Source organism: Streptomyces sp. NPDC102441, assembly GCF_044765585.1.
Lineage (GTDB): Bacteria > Actinomycetota > Actinomycetes > Streptomycetales > Streptomycetaceae > Streptomyces.
Genome location: NZ_JBIWKH010000020.1, coordinates 127161 through 150286, shown reverse-complemented (window position 1 = coordinate 150286; position 23126 = coordinate 127161). Strand labels below are relative to the sequence as shown.

At 69.9% G+C, this 23126-nt stretch carries 27 protein-coding genes and 1 tRNA gene; 18 read left to right on the top strand and 10 right to left on the bottom strand.

Annotated features, from left to right (window positions below):
- Positions 1–128: 128 nt before the first annotated feature.
- From ACIREO_RS35055 to ACIREO_RS35045, 3 genes are all read right to left on the bottom strand, one after another.
- Positions 129–1745, bottom strand: coding sequence for an MDR family MFS transporter (locus ACIREO_RS35055; RefSeq protein WP_404117848.1), 1617 nt, complete (start codon positions 1743–1745; stop codon positions 129–131).
- Between the two features lie 107 nt (positions 1746–1852).
- Positions 1853–2500: a TetR family transcriptional regulator gene (locus ACIREO_RS35050; RefSeq protein WP_404117821.1), complete on the bottom strand. Its 648-nt coding sequence runs from the start codon at positions 2498–2500 to the stop codon at positions 1853–1855.
- Positions 2501–2822: 322 nt separating this feature from the next.
- Positions 2823–3644, bottom strand: coding sequence for a class I SAM-dependent methyltransferase (locus ACIREO_RS35045; RefSeq protein ID WP_404117818.1), 822 nt, complete (start codon positions 3642–3644; stop codon positions 2823–2825).
- A gap of 54 nt (positions 3645–3698) precedes the next feature.
- On the opposite strand from ACIREO_RS35045, the gene ACIREO_RS35040 reads away from it, so the two are divergent.
- From ACIREO_RS35040 to ACIREO_RS34960, 17 genes are all read left to right on the top strand, one after another.
- Positions 3699–4415, top strand: coding sequence for a GntR family transcriptional regulator (locus ACIREO_RS35040; RefSeq protein ID WP_404117815.1), 717 nt, complete (start codon positions 3699–3701; stop codon positions 4413–4415).
- A 796-nt stretch (positions 4416–5211) separates the two neighbouring features.
- The gene (locus tag ACIREO_RS35035) at positions 5212–5373 is read left to right on the top strand and encodes a hypothetical protein (RefSeq protein ID WP_404117812.1); all 162 of its coding nucleotides are present in this window, start codon (positions 5212–5214) and stop codon (positions 5371–5373) included.
- A 183-nt stretch (positions 5374–5556) separates the two neighbouring features.
- Positions 5557–5865 carry a hypothetical protein gene (locus tag ACIREO_RS35030; protein WP_404117809.1) on the top strand — a complete coding sequence of 103 codons (309 nt, stop codon included), beginning with the start codon at positions 5557–5559 and terminating at the stop codon, positions 5863–5865.
- The gene (locus ACIREO_RS35025; RefSeq protein ID WP_404117807.1) at positions 5862–6149 is read left to right on the top strand and encodes a DUF6303 family protein; all 288 of its coding nucleotides are present in this window, start codon (positions 5862–5864) and stop codon (positions 6147–6149) included. The genes ACIREO_RS35030 and ACIREO_RS35025 overlap by 4 nt, the downstream gene beginning before the upstream one ends.
- Positions 6146–7144 (top strand): DUF2637 domain-containing protein, encoded by a 999-nt coding sequence (locus ACIREO_RS35020; RefSeq protein ID WP_404117804.1) that lies wholly within the window; start codon positions 6146–6148, stop codon positions 7142–7144. The genes ACIREO_RS35025 and ACIREO_RS35020 overlap by 4 nt, the downstream gene beginning before the upstream one ends.
- The gene (locus ACIREO_RS35015) at positions 7141–7647 is read left to right on the top strand and encodes a hypothetical protein (protein ID WP_404117802.1); all 507 of its coding nucleotides are present in this window, start codon (positions 7141–7143) and stop codon (positions 7645–7647) included. Before ACIREO_RS35020 ends, ACIREO_RS35015 begins: the two co-directional genes overlap by 4 nt.
- The gene (locus ACIREO_RS35010; RefSeq protein ID WP_404117799.1) at positions 7644–7982 is read left to right on the top strand and encodes an RRQRL motif-containing zinc-binding protein; all 339 of its coding nucleotides are present in this window, start codon (positions 7644–7646) and stop codon (positions 7980–7982) included. Before ACIREO_RS35015 ends, ACIREO_RS35010 begins: the two co-directional genes overlap by 4 nt.
- A gap of 73 nt (positions 7983–8055) precedes the next feature.
- The gene (locus ACIREO_RS35005; RefSeq protein ID WP_404117796.1) at positions 8056–9630 is read left to right on the top strand and encodes a hypothetical protein; all 1575 of its coding nucleotides are present in this window, start codon (positions 8056–8058) and stop codon (positions 9628–9630) included.
- Between the two features lies 1 nt (position 9631).
- Complete coding sequence (locus tag ACIREO_RS35000) at positions 9632–11713, top strand: hypothetical protein (protein WP_404117793.1); 2082 nt, start codon at positions 9632–9634, stop codon at positions 11711–11713.
- Between the two features lie 213 nt (positions 11714–11926).
- Positions 11927–12397, top strand: coding sequence for a hypothetical protein (locus ACIREO_RS34995; protein WP_404117791.1), 471 nt, complete (start codon positions 11927–11929; stop codon positions 12395–12397).
- Between the two features lie 188 nt (positions 12398–12585).
- The gene (locus tag ACIREO_RS34990) at positions 12586–12741 is read left to right on the top strand and encodes a hypothetical protein (protein ID WP_404117788.1); all 156 of its coding nucleotides are present in this window, start codon (positions 12586–12588) and stop codon (positions 12739–12741) included.
- A gap of 88 nt (positions 12742–12829) precedes the next feature.
- A complete protein-coding gene (locus ACIREO_RS34985) occupies positions 12830–13561 on the top strand; it encodes a DNA methylase (protein ID WP_404117786.1) in 732 nt (243 codons plus the stop codon).
- Entirely contained in the window at positions 13558–14448 is an 891-nt protein-coding gene (locus ACIREO_RS34980; RefSeq protein ID WP_404117783.1) for a bifunctional DNA primase/polymerase, read from the top strand. Before ACIREO_RS34985 ends, ACIREO_RS34980 begins: the two co-directional genes overlap by 4 nt.
- Positions 14445–14795 carry a hypothetical protein gene (locus tag ACIREO_RS34975; protein ID WP_404117780.1) on the top strand — a complete coding sequence of 117 codons (351 nt, stop codon included), beginning with the start codon at positions 14445–14447 and terminating at the stop codon, positions 14793–14795. The genes ACIREO_RS34980 and ACIREO_RS34975 overlap by 4 nt, the downstream gene beginning before the upstream one ends.
- Positions 14792–16000, top strand: coding sequence for a DUF3631 domain-containing protein (locus tag ACIREO_RS34970; protein ID WP_404117777.1), 1209 nt, complete (start codon positions 14792–14794; stop codon positions 15998–16000). Before ACIREO_RS34975 ends, ACIREO_RS34970 begins: the two co-directional genes overlap by 4 nt.
- Positions 16001–16181: 181 nt before the next feature.
- A complete protein-coding gene (locus ACIREO_RS34965; RefSeq protein WP_404117775.1) occupies positions 16182–16406 on the top strand; it encodes an excisionase family DNA-binding protein in 225 nt (74 codons plus the stop codon).
- An 11-nt stretch (positions 16407–16417) separates the two neighbouring features.
- A complete protein-coding gene (locus ACIREO_RS34960; RefSeq protein WP_404117772.1) occupies positions 16418–17698 on the top strand; it encodes a tyrosine-type recombinase/integrase in 1281 nt (426 codons plus the stop codon).
- A 67-nt stretch (positions 17699–17765) separates the two neighbouring features.
- Here the strand turns inward: ACIREO_RS34960 and ACIREO_RS34955 are convergent.
- The 4 genes from ACIREO_RS34955 to ACIREO_RS34940 form a co-directional block, all read right to left on the bottom strand.
- Positions 17766–17850: transfer RNA gene (locus tag ACIREO_RS34955), tRNA-Ser, on the bottom strand.
- Between the two features lie 78 nt (positions 17851–17928).
- On the bottom strand, positions 17929–18357 hold the full coding sequence (gene tadA, locus ACIREO_RS34950; protein ID WP_404117845.1) for a tRNA adenosine(34) deaminase TadA: 429 nt from the start codon (positions 18355–18357) through the stop codon (positions 17929–17931).
- A gap of 81 nt (positions 18358–18438) precedes the next feature.
- Positions 18439–19011 carry a hypothetical protein gene (locus ACIREO_RS34945; protein WP_404117843.1) on the bottom strand — a complete coding sequence of 191 codons (573 nt, stop codon included), beginning with the start codon at positions 19009–19011 and terminating at the stop codon, positions 18439–18441.
- A 218-nt stretch (positions 19012–19229) separates the two neighbouring features.
- Positions 19230–19466 carry a hypothetical protein gene (locus ACIREO_RS34940; RefSeq protein ID WP_404117769.1) on the bottom strand — a complete coding sequence of 79 codons (237 nt, stop codon included), beginning with the start codon at positions 19464–19466 and terminating at the stop codon, positions 19230–19232.
- Positions 19467–19578: 112 nt separating this feature from the next.
- On the opposite strand from ACIREO_RS34940, the gene upp reads away from it, so the two are divergent.
- Positions 19579–20214, top strand: a complete 636-nt coding sequence (upp, locus tag ACIREO_RS34935; RefSeq protein WP_404117766.1) for a uracil phosphoribosyltransferase — start codon at positions 19579–19581, stop codon at positions 20212–20214.
- A gap of 48 nt (positions 20215–20262) precedes the next feature.
- Here upp and ACIREO_RS34930 read toward each other — a convergent pair whose 3' ends face one another.
- The 3 genes from ACIREO_RS34930 to ACIREO_RS34920 all read right to left on the bottom strand — a co-directional run bounded on the left by ACIREO_RS34930 (position 20263) and on the right by ACIREO_RS34920 (position 23110).
- Positions 20263–20859 (bottom strand): LytR C-terminal domain-containing protein, encoded by a 597-nt coding sequence (locus ACIREO_RS34930; protein ID WP_404117841.1) that lies wholly within the window; start codon positions 20857–20859, stop codon positions 20263–20265.
- 160 nt (positions 20860–21019) lie between these two features.
- The gene (locus tag ACIREO_RS34925; RefSeq protein ID WP_014155093.1) at positions 21020–21316 is read right to left on the bottom strand and encodes a type II toxin-antitoxin system VapB family antitoxin; all 297 of its coding nucleotides are present in this window, start codon (positions 21314–21316) and stop codon (positions 21020–21022) included.
- A gap of 249 nt (positions 21317–21565) precedes the next feature.
- On the bottom strand, positions 21566–23110 hold the full coding sequence (locus tag ACIREO_RS34920; protein ID WP_404117764.1) for a M20/M25/M40 family metallo-hydrolase: 1545 nt from the start codon (positions 23108–23110) through the stop codon (positions 21566–21568).
- Between the last annotated feature and the right edge of the window lie 16 nt (positions 23111–23126).

Here is a 23126-nt window from a genome sequence, read left to right as displayed (position 1 = left end):
CGCTCGGCTGGGAAACCCCAGCCGAGCGTCTGGCTAAACTCCTCGCGGCCTAGACAACCGACCACGTGTTGCAACGATCGCTAGAAACCGCCACCGCGCCGGGCCCTTCGTGCTGTGCGTCCGTACGGTCAGTCCTTCCGCAGACCGGCCGGGCCGGGGGTGGAGTCCTGGACGCCGGGGTCCGTACCGTTCCGGGGTGCCGGGACGGTGGTGGCGGCGGCCAGGTCGGCCTCCTCGGCGGCGAGGCGTTCCATGCCGCTCGTCGTCTTGAGGGGCTTCTCCTTGATGAAGATCACCGCGAGGAGGGCGAGGAAGGCGAACGGGGTGGCGATGAGGAAGAGGTCACCGGTCGCGACGCCGTAGGCGTGCTCGACGATGTTCTTCATCGGCTCGGGCAGCTTGGTCATGTCGGGCACGGCGCTGCCGTGGCCGCCGCCGGCCGCCGGGAGCCCGCTCTCCGCGAGGCCCTTGGTCATCTCGCTGGCGACCCGGTTGGCGAGGATCGCGCCGAGCACGCTGGTGCCGATGGTGCCACCGAGGCTGCGGAAGAAGGACAGCACGGAGGTCGCGGCGCCCAGTTCGTGCGCGGGCACGTCGTTCTGCGCGGCGAGCACCAGGTTCTGCATCAGCATGCCGACGCCGATGCCCATGAGCGCCATGTAGAGGCTGAGCAGTCCGAAGTGCGTGTCGGCGTCGATGGTCGAGAGCAGTCCGAGGCCGGCCATCATGACGACGGAGCCCGAGACGAGGTAGATCTTCCACTTGCCGGTCGCGGAGATGATCTGTCCGGCGACGGTCGAGGACACCAGCAGACCACCGATCATCGGGAGGCTCATGAGCCCCGCCACGGTCGGGGACTTGCCCAGCGAGACCTGGAAGTACTGGGACAGGAACACGGTCCCGGCGAACATCGCGACACCGACGAAGAAGCTCGCCAGGGTCGTGAGTGACACCGTGCGGTTGCGGAAGATGTCCAGCGGGATGATCGGCTCCGCGACCCTGGACTCGACGAAGACCGCCGCCACGAGGAGCACCACGCCGGTGGTCACCAGCGCGGCCGTCTGCCAGGAAGCCCAGTCGAAGTTGTTGCCCGCGAGGGACGTCCAGATCAGCAGCGCGCAGACACCGGCCACGATGAGGAAGGCGCCCAGCCAGTCGATGCGTACCTTGCGGCGTACGGTCGGCAGCTTCAGGGTGCGCTGGAGCAGCACGATCCCGGCCAGTGCGAACGGCACACCGATGAAGAAGCACCAGCGCCAGCCGAGCCACGAGGTGTCCACGAGGACACCACCGATCAGCGGACCGGCGACCGTTCCCACGGCGAAGACCGCGCCGAAGATGCCCGCGTACTTGCCGAGCCGGCGCGGCGGGATGACCGCGGCCATGACGATCTGGGCCAGCGCCGTCAGACCACCGGCGCCGATGCCCTGGATGACGCGGCTGACGATCAGGGTGACGACGTCCTGGGAGAAGCCGGCCACCAGGGACCCGACGACGAACAGGCTGAGCGAGAGCTGGAGCAGCAGCTTCTGGTTGAACAGGTCGGCGAGCTTGCCCCACAGCGGCACGGTGGCCGTCATGGCGAGCAGCTCGGCGGTGACGACCCAGGTGTACGAGGACTGGCTCGCGCCGAGGTCGGCGATGATCCGGGGGAGGGCGTTGGCGACGACCGTGCCCGCGAGGATGGCGACGAACATGCCCGCCATCAGGCCGGACATCGCCTGCAGTATCTGCTTGTTGGTCATGGTGGTGGGCGCCTGCTCGGGCGCCTCGGTTGCGGTCACGGTGTCCTTCTTCGGTACTTGAGCAGAACAGGTCGGTGGTGCGCGGAACGCCGGCCGCGGCGGGCGGGTTACGCGGAGGGGCGCGGGAGGCCTTGCGCCAGTTGGGCGAAGGCGTCCTGGAAGAGCTCGGTGAGTGCGGTCTCACCGGGGCGCTCGCACCAGTGCTCGATGGCGACCCGCAGGGCGGTCTGGGTGACGGCGGCGAGGAGCCGGGGGAAGACCCCGGCCCCGGGCGGACCGTCCGCGTCGGACCGGGTCGCGTCGAGCCAGTCGGAGATGGCGACGGCCAGGGCCTGTTCCTCCGCCACGTGAGCTTTCAGTCCGCGGTGGATGAGGTGAGGCGACCGCTGGAGCACCTTGGACTGAAGCGCCCACAGCTCCTGGCGGCCCTCGAACCCGTCGAGCTCCGCGGCGAGAGCGTCGCGAACGACGTCGAGCGGCGGCCGCTCGGCGGGGGCGCTCCGCACGGACTCCCTGATCCGCTCGCCCACCTCGTCGTCGACCAGGACGAACGCGTCGTCATGGCTGGGGAAGTAGTTGAAGAACGTCCGCGGTGAGACGCCTGCGGCCTCGCTGATGGCCTCGACGGTGACGTTCTCTGCCCCGTGCTCGGCGGCGAGCCGCACGGCCGCCTCGGCGATGGCCCTGCGCGTCGCCTGCTTCTTGCGCTCCCGCAGCCCGGGGCCGGGTGTCGTCGTTTTCGGCACAACGTGCATAGTAAGCAAAGATGCACATCCTGCAAAATTATTGCGGCCTCGTGGGGCCGGCCGGTCCGGAAGCCGGGGCGGAACGCAGAGAAGGGACCGACCCGCTGGGGGTCGGTCCCTTCATCCATCTGCGGTAGCGGTGGGATTTGAACCCACGGTGAGTTTCCCCACACTCGCTTTCGAGGTCTGTTCCTGCTGTTCAGGCGCCTGTACGGCATCGTTCACGGCCGTTCGCGACAGGCCTTCAACGGCTTTTCGTGAGCGCTGGAGTACGGCCGTGAACGGTGGCGTACGACGGTGAACGAGACGGGAACTGAGACGGAAGCGGCAGTCAGCCAACGACCTCGGTGGGCGCTTTGCCGACGGCCAGCAGATGTGAGCTGGCAGAGAGGAGTTCCGGGTACGGCTCTGCCATGCGCGCTGCTGCCAATGCGGAGGCGATCAGGTCATCCGTGGGCCCCTCGCCCGGCTGTTGCTCGGAAGCCTTCACGAGAGACCACGCGGGTCCCTCGATGCCGAAGACCTGCACATCCGTCAGGCCGGAGGCGGTCAGCTCGGCCACAAGTTCTTCGGCGCGATGGAAGTAGGACAGGGTGAACCCACGGACACCGTCATAGACGGCCGTCTCAAGGATTTTGGACACGGAGGCATGAATTCGCTCGGTATGCAGGTGGGCGTACGTGACGTGCTCAAAAAGTGACGCGTAGCGGTTGATCGCCGCTGCGGCTACCAGTCCGCCCGGCTTCACCACGCGGAGGGCTTCCGTCAGTGCCCTACGACGGTCGTCGGGGTCGGGCAGGTGGTACAGCGGCCCGAGGAGCTGCACAGCGTCGAAACTGGCGTCCGGCTCACGCAGATCGCGGGCGTCCCCCACGGTTGCTGAGCACACGTTCGACGCGCTCTCGACATGACGGGGCACGGGGTCCACGAGCGTGACTTCGTAGCCGTCCTTCACAAGCCACTCGGCATGAATCCCGGTCCCCCCGCCCACATCGAGCACCCGCGCGGGTGCGGGGGGCAAGAAGCGTCGGAGGAGTTCTTGGGTCCTGATCAGTTCCATCCGTCCGTCTGCCGAGCTACGGAGGCGGCTGTCCTCGTTCACTGTCTCGCCGTAGAACCGCATCACGGAGGGAGCCAATTCGAGATTCGACATGGCCGCAGTATCGTGTGTACCGGTGGACCAGTCCAGTGCGCGGAAGAGGAAACCATGGCCGTTCTGAAGTACGAGGAGATCGCTGAGTCCCTGCGCGCCCGTATCGCCACTGGCGAGTTCGCCCCTGGCGTCACCATCCCGTCCGGTCGTGAGCTGGCAGAGCAGTGGGACGTGTCACGGGCCACTGCCATCAAGGCCGTGGACGTGCTGCGCAGCGACGGTGTGGTCGTCGCCAAGCAGGGCACGGGTTTCGTCGTCACGGAAACACCCGTGGCGCGTCCTGCCGGCGCCCGCCGAGCGGGGTCGGCGCGCATCTTGGGCGGGATGCCGTTCCTGCGCATCGGTACGCCGGACTGGGCGGAGCCGCCCGCCCGTGTCGCCGTTGCGCTCGGGCTCGCCCCCGGAGTGCGGGCACTCCGGCGCATTCGCGTCCTGCAGCTCCCGGACGGCACCCCGAACAGCTGCGTAGAGGCATGGTTCCCGCCGGAGATCGGAGAGGCAGCACCACGCCTTGCCGACACGGCGCCCATCGCCGAAGGCACGACACGCTACGTCCGTCGGAAGACTGGACGGTTTCCGGTCGAGGGAGTGGACGTCACCACGGTCCGGCAGGCTTCCGACGAGGAGGCGGACCGCTTGGGGGTGCCCGTATCCACCCCGGTCGCCGTGCTCCTGCACACGGCACATGACGAACAGGGCCACCCACTGGTCTGCGAGGAAGGCGTCACGCCCTCGTCGCTGTTCGAGCAGGTGGACACCTACGCGATGTAGGCAAGGCATCGAATGGGGCTGGACCGGTCCGCCGGTCCAGCTTTTTTGATGCCCTGTTAGGGCGTTTGACCTGCGGGTTTCTGGATCCCTTCCTCGCAACTCCAAATTCAGCGCTTGACTGGACCGGTCCACCGGTCCAGTCTCTTGGTGTGGCCATCGCCCACTCCGGAACTTTCGGAGGGGGTCGATCGCGTCATGCCGACAACTCCACAGCGTGATCCACCGCAGTACGACGGCCGTGACCGTTCCGGCCGAGGCGAGTGGAGACCAGCCGACCGAGAAACGGCCCCCTTCGCACCGGGGCCCACACCCCCTGACCGGGGAACGCCATCGGCTCTAAGAACCGCACGGCACACCTTCGAAACTGCGACGACTTCCGGGATCTCGGACCTCCCCGGAACGAGCAGCGCCGCGCGACATCAGGAGAACCGAATCTGAACCACTCAACGATGCCGCAGTGCCCTCGACGGCTGCGGCCGGTTGCCTCCTCCGCCCGTCCGGCCCTTTTCGGGGCTGTACGGGCGGGGCTGAGGGGAGCCGGATAGACCGGAACCAGGAGCGGCACCCCGGGTGCAACCGGGGTGCCGCGATACAGGCACCTATGTAGGAGGCACCTGTGATCAGCAGTCTGACAGAGCAGGAACGCGACGAACTCTCCAAGAAGGTCAGCGAAGCCAACCGCCGTTCCTCCGGCGGCTCCGGTCGCTGAGCACGCACGGCCCCGGATCACGGCGTGAGGCTGCTGGATCGAATCCGGCTCGGGGCACTCCACCAGCTCACCACCAGGAGGACAGCCATGGACCCGCTCGACGAGATCCTCGCCCGCGCCGCACAGCGCGAACGGGATATCGAGCAGATGCACGCCGACTACGAGGCAATCGACGCCGCCGAATACGAGCAGTTCAACGCAGAGATGGACGCGCAGGAATCCACCTCTGCGGAGCGATACCAGGACTGAAACCACCGCCCCGGATCACGGCGTGAAGCCGCTGGATCGAATCCGGCCCGGGGCACTCGCCGCCTGCTCTGGCGGCCGGGCCGGCCACATGTCGTGGCAGCCCATCCCTGAACGGCGCGCGGCCCCGGTGCTCGAACACCGGGGCCGCTTTCAGGCCGTCTCACCGCGAGGAGAAAACGACCCATGAAGAACATCGTTGCTGGTCGCGAGCCTGTTACCGCGACCGAGTTCATCGAGCTGGCTCTGGGGATCGACCTGGAGCTGTTCACCGGTTCGGCCACGGAGTCCGCGATGGAGCGGGCCGCGCGGCTGGACGTCGCCCACGAGGTCCTCGCGGACCTGCGGGAGAGCGACCCGGAAACTGCGGCCTACGCCGCGAGCCTGCTGCGGACGCTGCCCCTGAAGACGCAGACGAACGGCCGGCGCCCGCGCCGCACCGTCCGCCGCCCGGCCACGCTGGGCACGGTCGCCGGGTCGGCGGTGGCCGCATGAAGGAGTACACCGCACAGTTGTCCAACCGCGGCGGCCGGTGGCATCTGTACGTCGCGCTGTTGGACGTCCAGGGGTGCTCGTGGCCGGAGCATGACTTCGGCCCCTCGCCGATCGTGCCGACGGCGGCCGCGCGTTCACGGGCCCTTGCCGGGCTCGGTTTCGTGTTCACGGACGACGCCGAGTGGGCGTGGACGGAGCACAGCGAGATCGTCGACGACGACGCGTCCCCGGTGCTGCTTCTGGCCTCGACCCGGGTGCGTTCACGGGACGGGGACGCACCGTGAACAGTGTTCAGATCCGTTCAGCGGAAAAGGCATTGTCCGTCGGAACGTGGCTGATCGTGGGCGGGGCGATGCTCTTCTCCATCCTCACGGTGACCCCGCTCATGGAGCGGCACACACCGAAGGGATGGGAGTGGACCGCGCCGATCCTCCCGTTGGTGGTGGACGCCGCGGTCGTCATCGTCGTCCGGCTCGATGCCGTTCTGGCCCGCCTCGGTGGACACGGCGGCAAGTGGCCGGTCGTGCTGCGGTGGATGACCGGCTGTATGACCCTCGCGTTGAACGTGGCCGACTCCGCGCTGAAGAAAGAGCTGGTCGGGGTGGCCGTGCACGCGGTCGCCCCGCTCCTGCTCATCGTCACCGCAGAGACCGGTCTCGCCTACCGCACGGCCATCACCGCCGCCCTGACCGCCCAGGAAGCCCAGCAGAAAGCCGAGCAAGCCGAACGCGAGCAGGTAGCCACCCAACGCCGTGAGGCGGCCGAGCGGCGTGAGCGTGAGGAACGCGAGCACGCCGCCCAGCTGGTCCGTGAACAGCGTGAGCACGAAGCTCTGCTGGCCCGTGAACAGACAGCCCGGGAGGAAGCCGGACGGCGCGAGGAACGCGAGCGGGCCGAGGCCCGTGAGCGTGCCGAGCGCGAGACCCGTGAACGCCGTGAACACGAGCGTGAACAGCAGCAGGCAGAGCGTGAACGCCTCGAACGAGAGGCCACCCAACGCCGTGCCGCTGAGCGTCGTGAGCGCGAGGAGCGTGAACACCGTGAACAGGCCGAGCAGCAGGAGCGGGCCGAGCGTGAACGCGCCGCGCTCCTGGCGGCCGGCCCCGCCACGGACAAGCAGCCCGAGGGCCAGGCCCGCGAAACCGTGAAGGCCGCGTTCGTCGCCGGGCTCCCGGTGCGGGCTGCGGCTGAGCTGACCGGCTGGTCGACGGGTTGGGTCTCCACCCGCTACCAGGAACTGCGCGACACCATCCCCACTCGTGAAGGAGTTCCCGCATGATCGCCGTCCTCCGCACCCGCACCCTGGACGCCCTGCGTGCCAGTCTCTCCGGGGCGGAAACGGCAGCAGCCGTCGCCCGTGCCACGGCCGAGCAGCACCAGCTGGCAGGCGATCTCGCCACCGACTCCGCGACCCGGGCGGAGAACACCATGGAGGAGCTGCGCGCCGAACTCGGCCGTGCCACCTCCGCTGCCGCCCGGCTCGAAGGTGAGCTGGACACCCTGCGGGCCCAGTCCCTCTTGGACACCGAGGACCGGCAGGCCCTGCGCATGCTGCTGCGCACTACTCGCAAGCAGAGCAGCCGGGGCGACCGGGTCTACGTTCTCCTCCGCTTCGGAGAGCTGCACAGCGTGTACGCCACCAGGGACGCGGCCGAGATCGCGGCCGAGGCCGAGGGCGCCGCACGGGACGGGTGGACCTCGCCCACCACCTGCTGCGACGGGGGCATGGCCAGTGAGATTCCGTGGCGTATCCGGCCGCTCCCGCTCGACGGCACCCGGTGAGCAAGCTGCCGGTCTACCGGTGGCGCCTGGCCCCGGACGGTTACGCGACGGTCCGGCAGTTGCGGGCGATGGAGTTGCGTCCGGGCGGGCAGGACGTCGCCGCCGTACTCGAACGCCCCCGCCGTCGTCGGGGCCCGTTGGTCGCCTACCTCTACCGCATCGACCAGGCCAAGCCCGTCCGGCCGATGACCCCGGCCAAGTGGGCGGCGCTCACCAAGGCGAACGCCGCCCAGCAGGTCTGCCCGAACTGCAAGAACGACGCCGGGTATCGCATCCCGGCCTCGCTCGGCATGTGCGTGACCTGCGCCTACCCCGAAGAACAGTGCGCCGCCTGAAAGCCAGCAGGGCCCGGCCCTCACCACCACAGATCCGGCCGGGCCCCTAACTCCGTGAAGGAGTGCACTCAGCATGACCGACACCACCATCACCCCGGTAGTGGCCCCCGAAGCCACCCCGAACACCCCGCCCCCGACACCCGAACAGAAGCCCACACCGGCCAAGGCCGAGGTGAAGCACACTCCGGGTGGCTGGCCGGTCGTCCCACTCGCGGTGACCGGCACCAACGCCACCACCTCCCTGCTCGCCGCCGCTGCCCTCGTCGGAGGCCCGGCCGCCCTAGCCGTCGCGGCCACCGGCGCCGTCGTGCTCGGCACGGCAGCAGCGACCCGCAAGCACCGCAGCAAGAAGAAGGCGCGCAAGGCCACCGGCCGTGCGTTGCGCTCTGCGATCGGTGCCGGATCGGTCGGCCGGGCCGCCCGTCACGGCGGTTCGACGCGAGTTCCGGGCCAGAGCCGTAACGGGAGCGCCGGCACCAGTAAGAGCACAGGTCGCAGCCGGGGGAAGTCCGGCCGCGGCGCCGCCGGTTCGCTACTCAGCTCCGGCAAGTCGAGCCGACCGAAGAGCAGCCCGGACGCCCTCCGTAAGACGTCTGCCAAGCAGGCTTCCGCCGGGGCCACCCCGGGGAAAACGGGGGGCCGTGCGGGGCAGGTCAAGGCGCTGCGGGACTCGGCTCGCACGTCGCCCTCGTCCCGGTCGGGCCGCCGGTCCGAGACCTCCGGGGCACGGCGCTCTCTGGCTGATGCCCGCCGGGGTGCCAAGACGGCGGCACGGTCAGCGTCCATGACCCGCAAGGGGCCGATCGGCCGGTCCGTGAGCAAGGCCGCAGGCAAGGTCGGTGCGGCCAAGGGCAAGGCGATCGAGCGCAACCGCCAGGCCCGCGACCGGCAGGCCGCCGGGAAGGTCGCCGCCCAGCGTGGCGACGTGCGGAAGGCACCGGCCAGGAAGAAGGCACGTAAGGCGCTGCGTCGGTCCGCCGCCCGGTTCCAGGGACGCCGCCTGCTCGCCGCTCTGCTCGCCGGAGCTTTCGGACTCTTCGGAATGGTCTCCACCCCCCTGGGCCGAAAGCTCGGTCTGGCCTGGCTCCAGTACCCCGGGCGTCGCCTCTACGCCCGCCTCACCCGCACCGCCGACGAACAGCGCAAGGAGCGGGACGACGTGATAGTCGCCGCCCTCGAGGAAGACGAGGTCGCCGCCGACCGGGAGGCGACTGACACCAACGACCAGATCAGCGATACGGCGGAGCGGCCCGAGGGGCTGACGCCGGCAGCACCCACCACCACCCCGGATGAGGGAGAGAACGTGTCTGGTTTCCGGTTCGAGGAGTACGCGGCCGAGATGGAATCCGCCGCCGGGCAGTACGACCCCGACAACGCCATGGAGATCCTGGCCATGGTCGAAGGGCTCCCGGCCGCACTCACGAGCGTGGCGAACGTGATGCGGGTCCTGGCCGAGCGCGCCGACTCGGAGTTCCCGCTGGAGAAGGACGTCGCGGACGGCTTCAACGACATCTTCGGCGCCGTCATGAGCGCCGTGGCGGTCGCCGAAGACATGGGCCCGCTGTTCCACCAGTCCCACGAACAGGACATCGCCCGCCACGAAGACCCGCGCAACGGGTCCGAAGCCGAGAAGGGATGGAACGTCTGACATGACCACCACCACACAGGCCAACTCTGGGCCGGTGTGGGACTGGGCCGCCGGTCACGGACCCGTGACCGGCGCCCTGTCCGCCACCACCGGCGCCCTCGCCATCGCCACCACCGGAGCAGCCACCTCCATGCCCCCCGGCTGGGCCCTCACCGTCGGCGCGGCCGGGGCGATCGGCCACACCATCAGCAGCCTGCGCGAACGCCTCTCCGCCCGCACCATCGCCATGCGCTCCGCATCGTGGCTGGTCGGCGCGGGCTGGACGACATGGGCCATGACCACCGGGCCCCTCACCTGGGCCGCCCTCGGATCCCTGGCCACCATCGGCGTCGGCATCGGAGCCGCCGCCCGCTCGACTCTCCTGTACGAGGAGGCGCGGGAGCTGGAGACCATCGCCGCCGATGAGCGCCAGGTCAGCCGCGAGCTGTCCGCCGAACGCCGTGCGATTGCTGCGGAGTGGGTGGACCGGGTCCAGCGGGTCTGCAACCTCACGCTGCGGATCCTCGCCGTGGAGATCTGGCCCACCGGCACCGGGTTCACCATCGACGCCGAACTCCCCGCCGGCGGAACAACCTACGACCGGATCGCCCAGCACTCCGCAGCCCTGTCCGCCGACGCGAGGCTCCCGCACGGCTGCACTGCGGTCGCCTCCCAGGGGGTGCACCAGGGTCGGGTTCTCATCGACGTGACCACGGTCAACGTCCTCTCCGAGGAACGCACCTACCCGACCGACTACACCCCGCTGTCGATCTACACCGGGATCCCGTGGGGATATCGCACCAACGCCGAAGAGATCTGCGTGTTCCTGCGCGAGCAGTGCGCCCTCGTCGTCGGCCCCACCGGCTCCGGCAAGACGAACATGGTCCACGTCATCCTGGCCGGGTTCGCCCGCACCACCGACGTCCTCACATGGGTGATCGACCTGAACGCCGGATCCGCCGGCCTCCCGTGGGCCCGCCCCGCTTTCGGCCCCAACGGGGCTCCGGTGGACGAGGTCCGGCCGGGCATCGACTGGCTTGCCTCTACGCATGAAGAGGCCGCTCGGATGCTCGATGCCGCGTTGGCGATCGGTATGCGGAGGAAGGTCGCCTACCAGGACCTGATGGCTGAGCGGAACACCGACCAGCTCCCCATCAGCGCGAAGATTCCCCAGATCATGCTGGTCGTCGACGAGGGCGCGGAGATCCTGACCAGCACCGACCGGCGCATGAAGGATCTCGCCAAGAAGATCCTCGAAGTGATCCGGATGCTGCGAGCCATGGGCGTCCGTACGGTGCTCACCGCTCTGGGCGCCACCGGGTCCGTGCTCGGCAACCTGATGATCCGCCGCGAGGCCAAAGCCCGCGTCTGCCTCACCGGCGGGGAAGTCGAAGGGATGGACCTGAGCAAGGTCTTCCCCGGGGCCCGGGGGCTCCGTGTGGACCAGGCCCCGTACAAGGGGGCCGGGTTCATGGGGACACCGGAGTCCGCGGCGGCCCTGTTCAAGAACTGGCGGATCCTGCCCAACCAGATCCGCGACATCGTCCACGCCACCACCGACATGCACCCCACCCTCGACGCCATCTCCGCCAAGGCCGCGGGCGACGCCTACGCGAACCGGTGGGCACCGGATCGCACCGCGTGGATGCGAGACCCTGCCAACACCCCGGCCGCCGACACTGGTCAGGCCGGGCAGGCCTCCGCGAGTGACGGGCTGAACCTGTCCGCGCTCCGCAGCGAGCAGGCAGCACCGGTGACGGACGAGGACGCGGCCGTCCGCGCGTTCATGGAGCAGATCGACGCCCAGTTCGCGACCGCCCCTGAGCCCGACAGCGCGTCGGAGCCCCCGGCGGCATCGCCGGGGCTGAACCTGTCCGCGCTCCGTGACGGGGACGACGAGGGCGGTCCGACGTGGGTGGCCGATGCGGTCGCCGCGATCAAGGCAGCGGGTGCGGTGGGCATGAAGCCGTCCGCTGTTGCCGATCTCGTCCGCCGCAGCCGGCAGGCCGTTCGGGCCGCGCTGAAAGCGGCGGCCGAGAGGGGCGAGCTGGTCTACCGGGACAACGGCCCGCACTCGGTCTACGTCCACCCCGATCACGCCTGAGCGACTCACAGAGCGCTACTGGCTACTGGTTACTGCCAACTTGCCACTAACCAGTAGAACGCTCTCCTACTGGCAACCAGGGGCCTTCAACAGGGCCTCTTCTGCTTGCCAGTGACCAGTAGCCACTAACCACTACGACCACGCACCGTCACAACGCGACCGGGCGGCACCCACCACCACGGGTGCCGCCCGACGCGTTGAAGGGAGCCCTTTGTGTACCCGGAGACCACGTACGAGATCACCACCCTCACCCCCCAGCAGCCCACCGCACACCCCGCGATGCTGCCCCACGAGATCCCCCCGGGAGTCCAGATGGTCACCCTCCCCGGCGGCATCCGCACCCTCGCCTACACCCCGGCCCAGGCCCCGCCCGCGCCGCCGGTCCCGGTCGCGCAGCCGATCCCGACATGGGCCAAGACCACCGCCCTTCTCACGCCGACGATCGGCGGGGGCGTCGCCGCCGCCGGTATCGGACTCTCCTACGCAGCCCCGGGACTGATCGCCATGAGTGAAGCCCTCTGGGCCGCCGTCGCCCTCATCGCCGCCGCAGCCATAGGCGTCCCGATCCTGCTCCGGCTCGGCCGTGCCGCGGTCGGCACCGGACGGGGCACGACGCACATCACGCAGAACATCAGCGCGTCCGGGATGTTCGGCAAGGCCAACGGCACCATCAACCACCACTAACCCCGGGACTGGCGGGACGCCCGCCACTTCGACACCTCCCGGAACCTGCCGTGCGTGCTCTGCGGCAAACCCACCCCCCTGCGCAGCCACGACCGCGAACCGGTCCACAAGGTGTGCGCCGAGGACTGGTGCGACCAACACCCCACGTCCAACCGCTTCCACAGCTGACCCGAGATGGAGAACAACGCGTGACCTACGCCGACTACGACGCCGACGAGCAGACCGAGTACCTCGACTGCGAACAGTGCGACCCCACCGACGGCACCGAGCCTTACCCGTACGCGCACTGCTGCGGATGCGGCGCGGACGGCAGCAGCGAGTTCCCCGAGTGCACCTGCGAGTAGCTACGCCGAGGGCGGCCCCTGTCTCACGCCAATGATCCGGGGCCGCCCTCGTCCAGCAATCCTCATCAGAGAACTGGAGACATCCAGCATGACTCAACCTGTCCCGATCCGGCGAGTACCCGACCACCAGCCCCGCTTACTGGACCTCTTTTGCTGCGCCGGCGGTGCGGCCATGGGCTACCACCGCGCCGGGTTCGAGGTAACCGGCGTCGACATCGCCGACCGCCCGAACTACCCCTTCACCTTCCACCAGGGTGACGCCCTCGAATACCTCGCCGCCCTCATCACGTCCGGCGAGATCGAGCAGTACGCGGCCGTGCACACCTCCCCGCCCTGCCAGGCCGGATGCGCGCTCACCGTGGGCACCAACGCCTCACGCGGCTGGGGCCGCGAGCACGTCCAGCTCATCCCCGAACTCCGCACCCTGCTCGACGCAACGGGCCTGCCGTACGTCATCGAGCAGCCCACCGGGAAAGCCCCGGTTCGCCGGGACATGTGGCTGTGCGGGGAGATGTTCGGTCTCGGTGTCCTGCGGCATCGCAACTTCGAGCTTGGTGGCTGGAGCATGCCGCAGCCGGCGCATCCGAAGCACCGCGGCTACGTACGCGGCCACCGGCACGGCGTCTACCGCGACGGCCCCTACGTCGCCCCGTACGGCGCCGGCGGGGGCAAGGCCACCGTCCCGGAGATGCAGCAGGCCATGGGCATCACCTGGACCAACGTCCGCGAGGAACTCACCGAAGCCATCCCGCCCGCCTACACCGAGTGGATCGGACGCGCGTTCATCACCCGCGCCCGGACCGGAGAGGTCGCAGCATGAGCACGCATCTCCTGACCGCCGCCCTCGACGCGGCAGAGCGCGGCTGGCACGTCTTCCCGCTCCGGCCCGCCGACAAGCGCCCCGCGCTCCACGGCGAGTCTGTCTGCCCCCTGATCGGGGACTGCGCGGGCGGTCACCGCAAGTGGGAGGACCGGGCCACCATCGACCCCGACCGCATCCGCCGAGCCTGGGCCGACCGGCCGTTCAACATCGGCATCGCGACCGGCCCGTCCGGGCTGGTCGTCGTCGACCTCGACATGCCCAAGCAGAAGAGCAGCACGGGCACGCCTGGCGGCGTGACGACCTTTGGGGCGCTCTGCGAGCGCGCCGGGCAGGCCGTCCCGACCACCTACCGCACCCGGACCGCGAGCGGTGGCCACCACCTCTACTTCACTGCCCCGCCCGGGGTGAGGCTGGCGAACAGTGCGGGCAGGCTCGGCAAGCTGATCGACACCCGTGCCCACGGCGGGTACGTCGTGGCCGCCGGAAGCTTCACCGCCACCGGCCCCTACACCGTCACTGACCCCGCACCGCCCGTCCCGCTTCCGGACTGGCTGTACTCCCTCCTGGCGCCCCGTCAGCCCGCTCGGGGGCTGGTGGCTGTGCCGTCGTCGTCGAAGGCGTCCCGGTACGCCGCAGCCGCGCTGCGGGCGGAAACCGCGACCGTGCGGGCCTCCCAGGTGGGTGAGCGTGACTGGACGTTGTTGTCGGCGGCGCGAGCTTTGGGGCGGTTCATCGCGTGGGGCGACCTTCCCCGATCGGTGGTCGAGGAGGCTCTTCAGGAGGCAGGGGAATCGGCCGGTCTGTCATCTCGCCAGTGCCGCTCGACCGTGCGCAGCGGTCTGAACTGGTCCATCGCACGCAACCCGCAGCGGAGGACGGCATGAACACCCCTCCCCGCTCCGCCCTGAAGAGCCTCCCGGCAACCACCTCCGGCCCCCGCATCGCCGAACCGGCCCCGGCCGCGTCCGGCAGTGGTGCGGCGAAGGTCGTCGCCGAAGGCGTCCGCGTTGCTGTTCTCCCTGACCCGCGCGCGGTCACCCTGACCGGCATCCAGCCCGGGCTGAGCCTGCGCGGACTCAACCGCAACGAGATCCCCGTCGCCGACTGGCTGTGCGCCTGCGGCCACTACGAACGGGCCCGTGGCCGGAAGGCCGTCATCGAGATGAACGCCCGCGCAGCCGTCGGGCACTGCCCCCACACCACCGCTGAGTCCAGGAGGAGCGCCGCATGACTGCCCCCGCACAGACCACGGAACCCATCGACGGGGCCGCGCTGCTCAACGAGGTGGAGGCGTTCCACCGCCGGTTCAACGTGTTCCCCCGCGAGGCCGCCTACGTGGCCGTCACGCTGTGGGACGCCCACGCCCACCTGCTCGACGCGTTCGACTCCACCCCGCGCCTGGCGTTTCTCTCCCCGGAACCGGGCTCGGGCAAGTCCCGCGCGCTGGAGGTGGTGGAAACCCTCGTGCCGCGCCCGATGCTGGCGGTGAACGCGCGGGCCGCCGCCCTTTTCCGGTCCGTCTCCGACCCGGCCGGACGGCCCACGATCCTCTTCGACGAGATCGATACCGTCTTCGGCCCCAAGGCAGGGGACAACGAGGAACTCCGCGGCTTCCTGAACGCCGGCCACCGGCGCTCCGGGGTCACCTACCGGTGCATCGGCGACGGAGGCAACCAGACGGTAGTGGAGTTCCCCTCCTACACCGCCGTCGCGGTCGCCGGGCTCGGCTACCTGCCTGACACCATCACCACCCGCTCCGTCATCATCCGCATGCGACGCCGCGCCAGGAACGAGAAGGCCGAACCGTTCCGGGCACGGCTCCACGAAGCCGAGGGCCACGCACTGCGGGAGCGCCTCGCGCAGTGGGCCGACCAAGTCCGCGACGACATCTCAGGCCGGTGGCCCGAGATGCCCGAGGGCGTCACCGACCGTCCCGCCGACGTGTGGGAGCCGCTGTTGTCCGTCGCCGATGCGGCCGGTGGCAACTGGCCCGAGCGTGCCCGCACCGCGTGCATGGAGCTGGTCAACGCCGCCCGCGCCGACGACAAGGGCAGTCTCGGCATCCGCCTGCTGACCGACCTTCGGGACTACGTCATGGCGGGCATCGACCGCATGCCGACCGTCGCGATCCTGGACCGACTGTGCGCGCTGGACGAAGCGCCGTGGGCGGACATGAGCGGCCGACCGCTCGACTCCCGGGGCCTGTCGAAGATGCTCGGGGAGTACATGACCGAGGACAACACCCCGGTCAAGGCCCGCAACATCAAGTCCGCCGGGGCCGTCCTGAAGGGCTATTACGCCGCCGATCTCCACGACGCGTGGCAGCGGTACTGCCCCCCACCCCCCTCAGGGGCCGCTACCTCCGCTACCTCCGCTACCTCGCAGGTCAGCGACTCGGAAACGGTAGCGGCAACGCTCCTCCCGTCCGCTACCTGAGCGCTACCCGCTACCGGCCTCGCGCCCGCCACGGGCGGGGCCGGTAGCGAATCCATCCGCTACCGCTACCCCATCCGCTACCTCGATCATGCCCCTGACCAGGGCGGTAGCGGAGGTAGCGGAGGTAGCGGACCTGACAGGAAGGGGCCCCGGGCCCTTCGTTGCCCGAGGAAGGCATGTCATGAGTACCGCCACAGACCTCATTGATCCGACGTTGGTGCTCCTCACCGTCGAAGAGGCGGCCCGGCGTCTCGGAATCGGCCGAACGCTTTGCTTCCGCCTGATCCGCACCGGACAGCTCGAATCCGTCCCCGTCGGCCGCCTGCGGCGAGTACCGGCCGACGCCGTGCAGGACTACGTCACCCGACTTCGCATGGCCAACCGGCCTGTCGCCAGCAATTCTTGAGAGGCCACGATATGGACGAGAGTAAGAAGCGCACCCGCCAGCCCAACGGCCGGTCATCGATCTACCTCGGCAAGGACGGCAAGTGGCACGGCCGCGTCACCGTCGGCACCCGTGACGACGGCAAGCCCGACCGACGCCACGTCGAACGCAAGACCCGTGCCGAGGTGACCAAGGCAGTCAAGGAACTGGAACAGCAGCGAGAGGCCAAGATCCTGCGGAAGCCCGGCCGCGGCTGGACCGTGGCCACGTGGCTGACGCACTGGGTGGAGGAGATCGCCCCGCTCGGGGTCAACGAGAACACGATGGTCGGCTATGGGGTCGCGGTGCGGAAGCACCTGATCCCCGGCCTCGGAGCGCACAAGCTGGACAAGCTCCGGCCCGAGCACATCGAGAGCCTCTACGGCCGAATGATGGCGGCCGGGAGCAAGCCCGGCACCGCTCACCAGGTCCACCGCACCTTCCGCACCGCCCTCAACGAAGCGGTGCGGCGGGGGCACCTCGGTCAGAACCCCGTGAGGCTGGCCAAGGCGCCACGGGTGCGGGAGGAGGAGATCGAGCCGTTCACCGTCGAAGAGGTGCAACGGCTGCTCCGCGCGGCTGACGACCGGCGCAATGCGGCTCGCTGGGCCGTCGCCCTCGCGCTCGGCTTGCGGCAGGGTGAGGCGCTCGGACTGAAGTGGACGGATGTGGACCTCGGGCGTGGCGTCCTCATGGTCCGGCGTAGTCGACGCCGACCGCAGTACGCCCACGGCTGTGCCGACGAGAACACCTGTGGCCGCAAGGCCGGGTACTGCCCGCAGCGACAGCGCACCAACCCGGAAACAGCCGATACCAAGTCACGCGCCGGCCGCCGGGCGGTCGGGCTTCCGCAGCAGCTCGTGGACCTCCTCGGTACCCACCGGAAACGGCAGGAGGCTGAGCGGGCCGCCGCCGGGGACCGCTGGACCGACGAGGGATGGCTCTTCCCCACCGACACCGGTCGTGGCACCTCACCACGTACGGACTACGACGACTGGAAGGAGCTGTTGCAGGCCGCCAAGGTTCGGGACGGCCGACTGCATGACGCCCGGCACACCGCCGCGACGGTGCTGCTGATCCTCGGAGTCTCGGAACGGGCCGTCATGGGGCTCATGGGCTGGTCGACCACTGCAATGGCCGCCCGCTATCAGCACATGGTCGACACCGTTCGGACCAACGTCGCGGAACAGGTCGACGGGCTCATCTGGCAGAGCGAGACCGCCCGCCGCGACGATGACGACGGCGCCGCAGGGGCTCTCGTGCCAGCCAACTGAGACGGGAACTGAGACGGAACGCAGAGAAGGGACCGACCCGCTGGGGGTCGGTCCCTTCATCCATCTGCGGTAGCGGTGGGATTTGAACCCACGGTGAGTTTCCCCACACTCGCTTTCGAGGCGAGCTCCTTCGGCCGCTCGGACACGCTACCGAGAGAGAGCTTAGACCATGCCGGGCCCTGGTTCGAAATCCGATTCCCGGCGACCGGCCGCAGCGCCCGGGGGCGGCCTCAGCGCTCCCGGAAGAACGCCGTCAGCAGGTCCGCGCAGCGGTCCTCCAGGACACCGTGGATCACCTCGGGGCGGTGGTTGAGCCTGCGATCGCGTACGACGTCCCAGAGCGAGCCCACGGCGCCGGCCTTCTCGTCCCGCGCGCCGTAGACCACCCGGGCGATCCGGGACTGGACGAGGGCGCCGGCGCACATCGTGCAGGGCTCCAGGGTGACGACCAGCGTGCAGCCGGACAGCCGCCAGGAGCCGAGGGCGGTGGCTGCGCGACGAAGGGCGAGCACCTCGGCGTGCGCCGTGGGATCGCCTGCCGCCTCGCGCTCGTTGTGGCCGGTGGCGAGCAGCGCGCCGTCCGGGCCCAGGACAACGGCGCCGACCGGCACATCGCCGGCCGACGCCGCCTGCGCGGCCTCGTCCAGGGCTTGGCGCATGGGTGCCTGCCACGGGTCCCGTACGGGATCGGCGGGAGGCGGTGAGGAGGGTGTGGGTGGTGGTCCGTTCACCCGCGGACCCTAACGGACGGCCTCCAGGACCTCGGCCGCTCCCAGCGCGTCCGCGATCTCCGCCAGTGCGTCGGTACGCAGGGTCAGCAGATCCTTCTCGGACAGACCGAGGTCGGCGAGGACCCCGAGATCGCCGAGCGGCCCCGCCGGTACGGCGTCGGGGTCCTGGTCCAGGTCGGGTTCGGCGACAGCGGTGCCTGCGCTGCCGGCGTCGGACACGGGGTCATCCGGCTCGCCGTCCTCCGTACCGTCGAGGTCGACGAGCTCCTCGAGTGCGGCGATCTCGTCCTCGGCCCCCGGTTCACGGCCGAGCAGTTCATCGGTGAGCAGGATCTCCCCGTACGAGGAGCGGGCGGCGGCGGACGCGTCCGAGACGTAGATACGGGGGTCCTCCTCACCGTCCACCCGGAGGACGCCGAACCAGGCGTCCTCCTGCTCGATGTAGACCAGGACCGTGTCCTCGTCCACCGAGGCCTCACGGGCCAGATCCGTCAGGTCGGACAGGGTTTCCACATCGTCGAGCTCTGTATCGCTCGCTTCCCACCCGTCTTCGGTGCGCGCGAGCAGTGCGGCGAAGTACACCGTGACTCTCCCACTGGTCATAGGTGAATCGGTCCGACGGGAGGGCAGACGGTCATCCGGCTGCTCTGGGCCCCGCCCAATCGGCATCGTGGCAGAAACGAGCGCGATGCGAGACCTCTTCGACCGTTGCGTCGGCCATCAGTTATTCCGGGCGGGCGTCCGCCAGTGGTGCTTCCCGGGCTCCCCCGGGGGTGGTCCGGCGACCCCGGGAACCGTCCTCACCAGCGGAACGTGCGCATCCGCATCTGTTGGCGCATACGGGCCGCGCGGGCGCGGCGCGGCTGGACCCGGTCGCGCAGCTGCTTCGCCTCGTGGAGCTCGCGGAGGAACTGCGCTCTGCGCCTCCGGCGCGCCGCGTCACTCTCCTGCGCGTCCGGCACGTTCTCCCGCGCGTCGGGCAGGCCGCGCGCGTCGCGTCCGGCCTGCCGCTGATTCCGCTGCTCCCCGTCGGGCAATCGACACACCACCCCAAGCCTGGGTCCGTATGCCCCACCTTCCCTCCGAACAGGTGCTTGATGCCAGTGCGGACCGTCGAGAGCCCGTCGGGGCCCGGCTACTGTTGAGGGCATGCGGATCCACGTCGTCGACCACCCGCTGGTGGCGCACAAACTCACCACGCTGCGCGACAAGCGCACCGACTCCCCGACCTTCCGGCGGCTCGCCGACGAGCTGGTCACCCTCCTCGCCTACGAGGCCACCAGGGATGTGCGGACCGAGCAGGTCGACATCGAGACCCCGGTGACGCGCACGACCGGCGTGAAGCTGTCGTATCCGCGCCCCCTGGTCGTCCCGATCCTGCGCGCCGGTCTCGGCATGCTGGACGGCATGGTGCGGCTGCTCCCGACGGCCGAGGTCGGCTTCCTGGGCATGATCCGCAACGAGGAGACGCTCCAGGCGGAGACGTACGCCACGCGGATGCCCGAGGACCTCTCCGGCCGTCAGGTCTATGTCCTGGACCCGATGCTGGCCACCGGCGGCACGCTCGTCGCGGCCATCCGGGAGCTCATCAAGCGCGGCGCCGACGACGTCACCGCCGTCGTGCTGCTCGCGGCGCCCGAAGGCGTCGAGGTGATGGAGCGCGAGCTGGCCGGCACGCCGGTGACGGTGGTCACGGCCTCGGTCGACGAGCGGCTCAACGAGAACGGCTACATCGTGCCGGGCCTCGGGGACGCCGGTGACCGGATGTACGGCACCGCGGACTGACCCGGTCGGGCGCGGGCCGGCCGGTCGCCCGGCCGGGTCCGGACGGCCTCAGCAGGAGGACGGTGCGGGGGACGGCTCGGTCAGGGCCGTGAGAGCCGTCGCCGCTGCCGCGGGCGTGCTGAACGCCTTGAACTTCGTACCGATGATCAGATCGACGTCCGTCGTCCTGCGGGTGTCGGTCTTCTGGGCTGCCCCCGGCAGCTGTGTGGCGAGCACCGGGAACGAGCCGTTCATGGCCGTCGTGCCGCCGAGCAGCATCCCGGTGCCGGGCACCTTCTTGTCGTACGCGGCCGGGGCGTTGTCCACCTTGCCGATGGTGAATCCACGCTTCTTGAGCTCGTCGGCGGCGGCCTTGGCCAGTCCGCCGCGGGGCGTCGCGTTGTAGATGTTGACCTTGATGGCGGCCGGCTTCGGGAGCACCTTCGCGGGCGTGGAGGCGCTCGGGGAGGGGCAGGCCTTCGGCCGGTCCGCCGCACTGGCCTGTTTGTCGCCGCCGGTGAAGACGTCCACGACCTGGAGCGTGCCCCAACCGGCCAGACCGAGCGCCACCACGGCGGCGGCCACCGAAAGGACCAGCTTGCGGCGATGACGGGGGCGGCGCAGGCGGGGGTAGGTGTTACCCGTGATGCGGTACTTTCCGCCCATGCCGGGAGGGGTCAGCATGCTCATGGCCGCAGCGTAGTGCGACCTGGTGATGATGCCTACTAAACGATCAACCTATGGCACCCGTACGAGCATAAAAGCACCCGAAAGGCCCGAAATGCGCCATGGGTGGGAGTGGCGGGTTCATCCTTGAGTGGTGGGTTCAGCCCATTTCGAGCACACGTGCGTGCAGTACCTGGCGCTGCTGAAGAGCGGCGCGCACGGCGCGGTGCAGCCCGTCCTCGAGATAGAGGTCGCCCTGCCACTTCACGACGTGGGCGAACAGGTCGCCGTAGAACGTGGAGTCCTCGGCGAGCAGGGTCTCGAGGTCCAGCTGGCCCTTGGTGGTCACCAGCTGGTCCAGGCGGACCGGGCGCGGCGCGACATCCGCCCACTGTCGGGTGCTTTCCCGGCCGTGGTCGGGATATGGCCGCCCATTTCCGATGCGCTTGAAGATCACACGGAAAGCCTACCGGGGAAGGGCCTCGCGGCGCAGCCAGGGAACACGACTGCAATGCCTGCCGAAGCGGTACGAAGCGGTACGAAGCGGTTCATGTCGGTGCACGCTCTGTGATGTTCGTGAGACGTGTTCGTGAGCGTGCACCGGTGGCCGCGCGGCATCCACGTGGTGACGGCCCGGTGACGCCCGGGTGCGTCACGCCCACGGGCGGTGGAGTGGCCCGTCGCCTGTGGGGAACGCGCAGTGCGGCTACTCGGTGACGCCGTGGGTGTGGCCCTTGCGCAGACCGCCGCCGCCTGCCTCACCGGTGGCCGACGCGGCGGGGGCCGGGCGGTCCAGGGAGCTCAGGTCGTGGGCGTAGGTGCCCACCGCATGGGCGATCACATCGATGTTGGTGTCGAAGTGCTCCATGTCGATGTTGTCCAGGTCGTCGCAGGCCGCGTGGTAGCAGGGGTCGTACGCGACTCCGGCTCTGCCGCCGTACGTCTCGGCCTGTGCGGCCGTCTTGATGCCCTCGGCGCCGGTGTCCGTGCCGCCGGACGGGATGCCGACCTCGATGAACGGCCCGTAGTCGGAGCGCCCACTGAAGTCAGTGCCGGTGTGCGGCTTGTCCTCGCTGTCCAGGAACGCGTTGATGTCGCGCTCCAGTTGGGCGGACCCCTCGGGGCCCGGGCCGGCGCCCGCACCGTCGGAGTCGTCGCCGTCGAAGACGAACTGCGCGCCGTTCGGGGAGGCGATCATGTCGAAGTTGAGGTAGAGCGCGATCTTCTCGCGCTGTGCCTCGGAGAGCTTCGCGATGTACGCCTCCGAGCCCAGCAGGCCGTTCTCCTCCGCCGACCACCAGGCGAACCGCACCTTGTTGGCGGGCCGCCGGTGTGACTCCGCCAGTTCCAGGGCCACTTCGAGGAGCCCCGCCGAGCCGGACGCGTTGTCGTTGATGCCGGGCCCGTCGGTGACCGAGTCGAGGTGTGCGCCGAGCATGACGGTCTTCGCCGCGTTCCCGCCAGGGGTCTCGGCGACGACGTTGCGGGTGACGCGGTCCTCCCGGAACTCACGGATCTCGAGCGAGACCTTCACCTCGCCCTCCGCCAGGTCCGCGACGAGCTTCTCGCCCTCGTCCTGGGTGACTCCGCCGGTGGGGATCTTCCCTGACTTCGCGTCGCCCAGGGTGCCGGAGAGGGCCCCTTCGGTGTTGTTGTAGATCACCGCGCCGGCCGCGCCCGCCGTAGCGGCCGCCGCCTGCTTCTCGGCGAAGGAGCAGCCGCCCCGCTCGATCAGGGCGATCTTGCCGGTGAAGCCGGCCGACGCGTAGTCGGCCGCCTCGCAGCCGGTGGTGCCGTCGGCGGGGACGGCGGCGAGGGCGCCCGTGATTCCGCCCTCCTCGGAGGAGGCGGTGTACGTCATCGCCCTGATCGAGATGTCACGGGGCGTGGGGGAGACGACGGAGAGCTTCTCGGCCAGCGTCTCGGTGTAGACGAATTCGAACGCCTGGTAGCCGACCCGGTAACCGGCCTTCCGGAGCAGCCGGTGGACGTAGGCGGCGGAGGCGTCGTATCCGGGTGAGCCGGCCGCGCGGTGGCCGTCCGACGCGTCGGCCAGGGCCTGGAACCGCTCCAGATGCCGGTAGGCGTCGTCGGCGGACGCGTCCCGGACCAGCCGCCGCGAGAGATCGGCGGCGTCCTCGGCCGGGTCGTGCGGGACGTTGCCGAGGCCCGGTGAGGCGCCGAGGAGGAGCGGTGTGGCCAGGGCGGCGACGGCAACGGCCGTCGTGGCTCTGCGACGTGTTGAGCGCACTGGAGTCCTTCCGGTG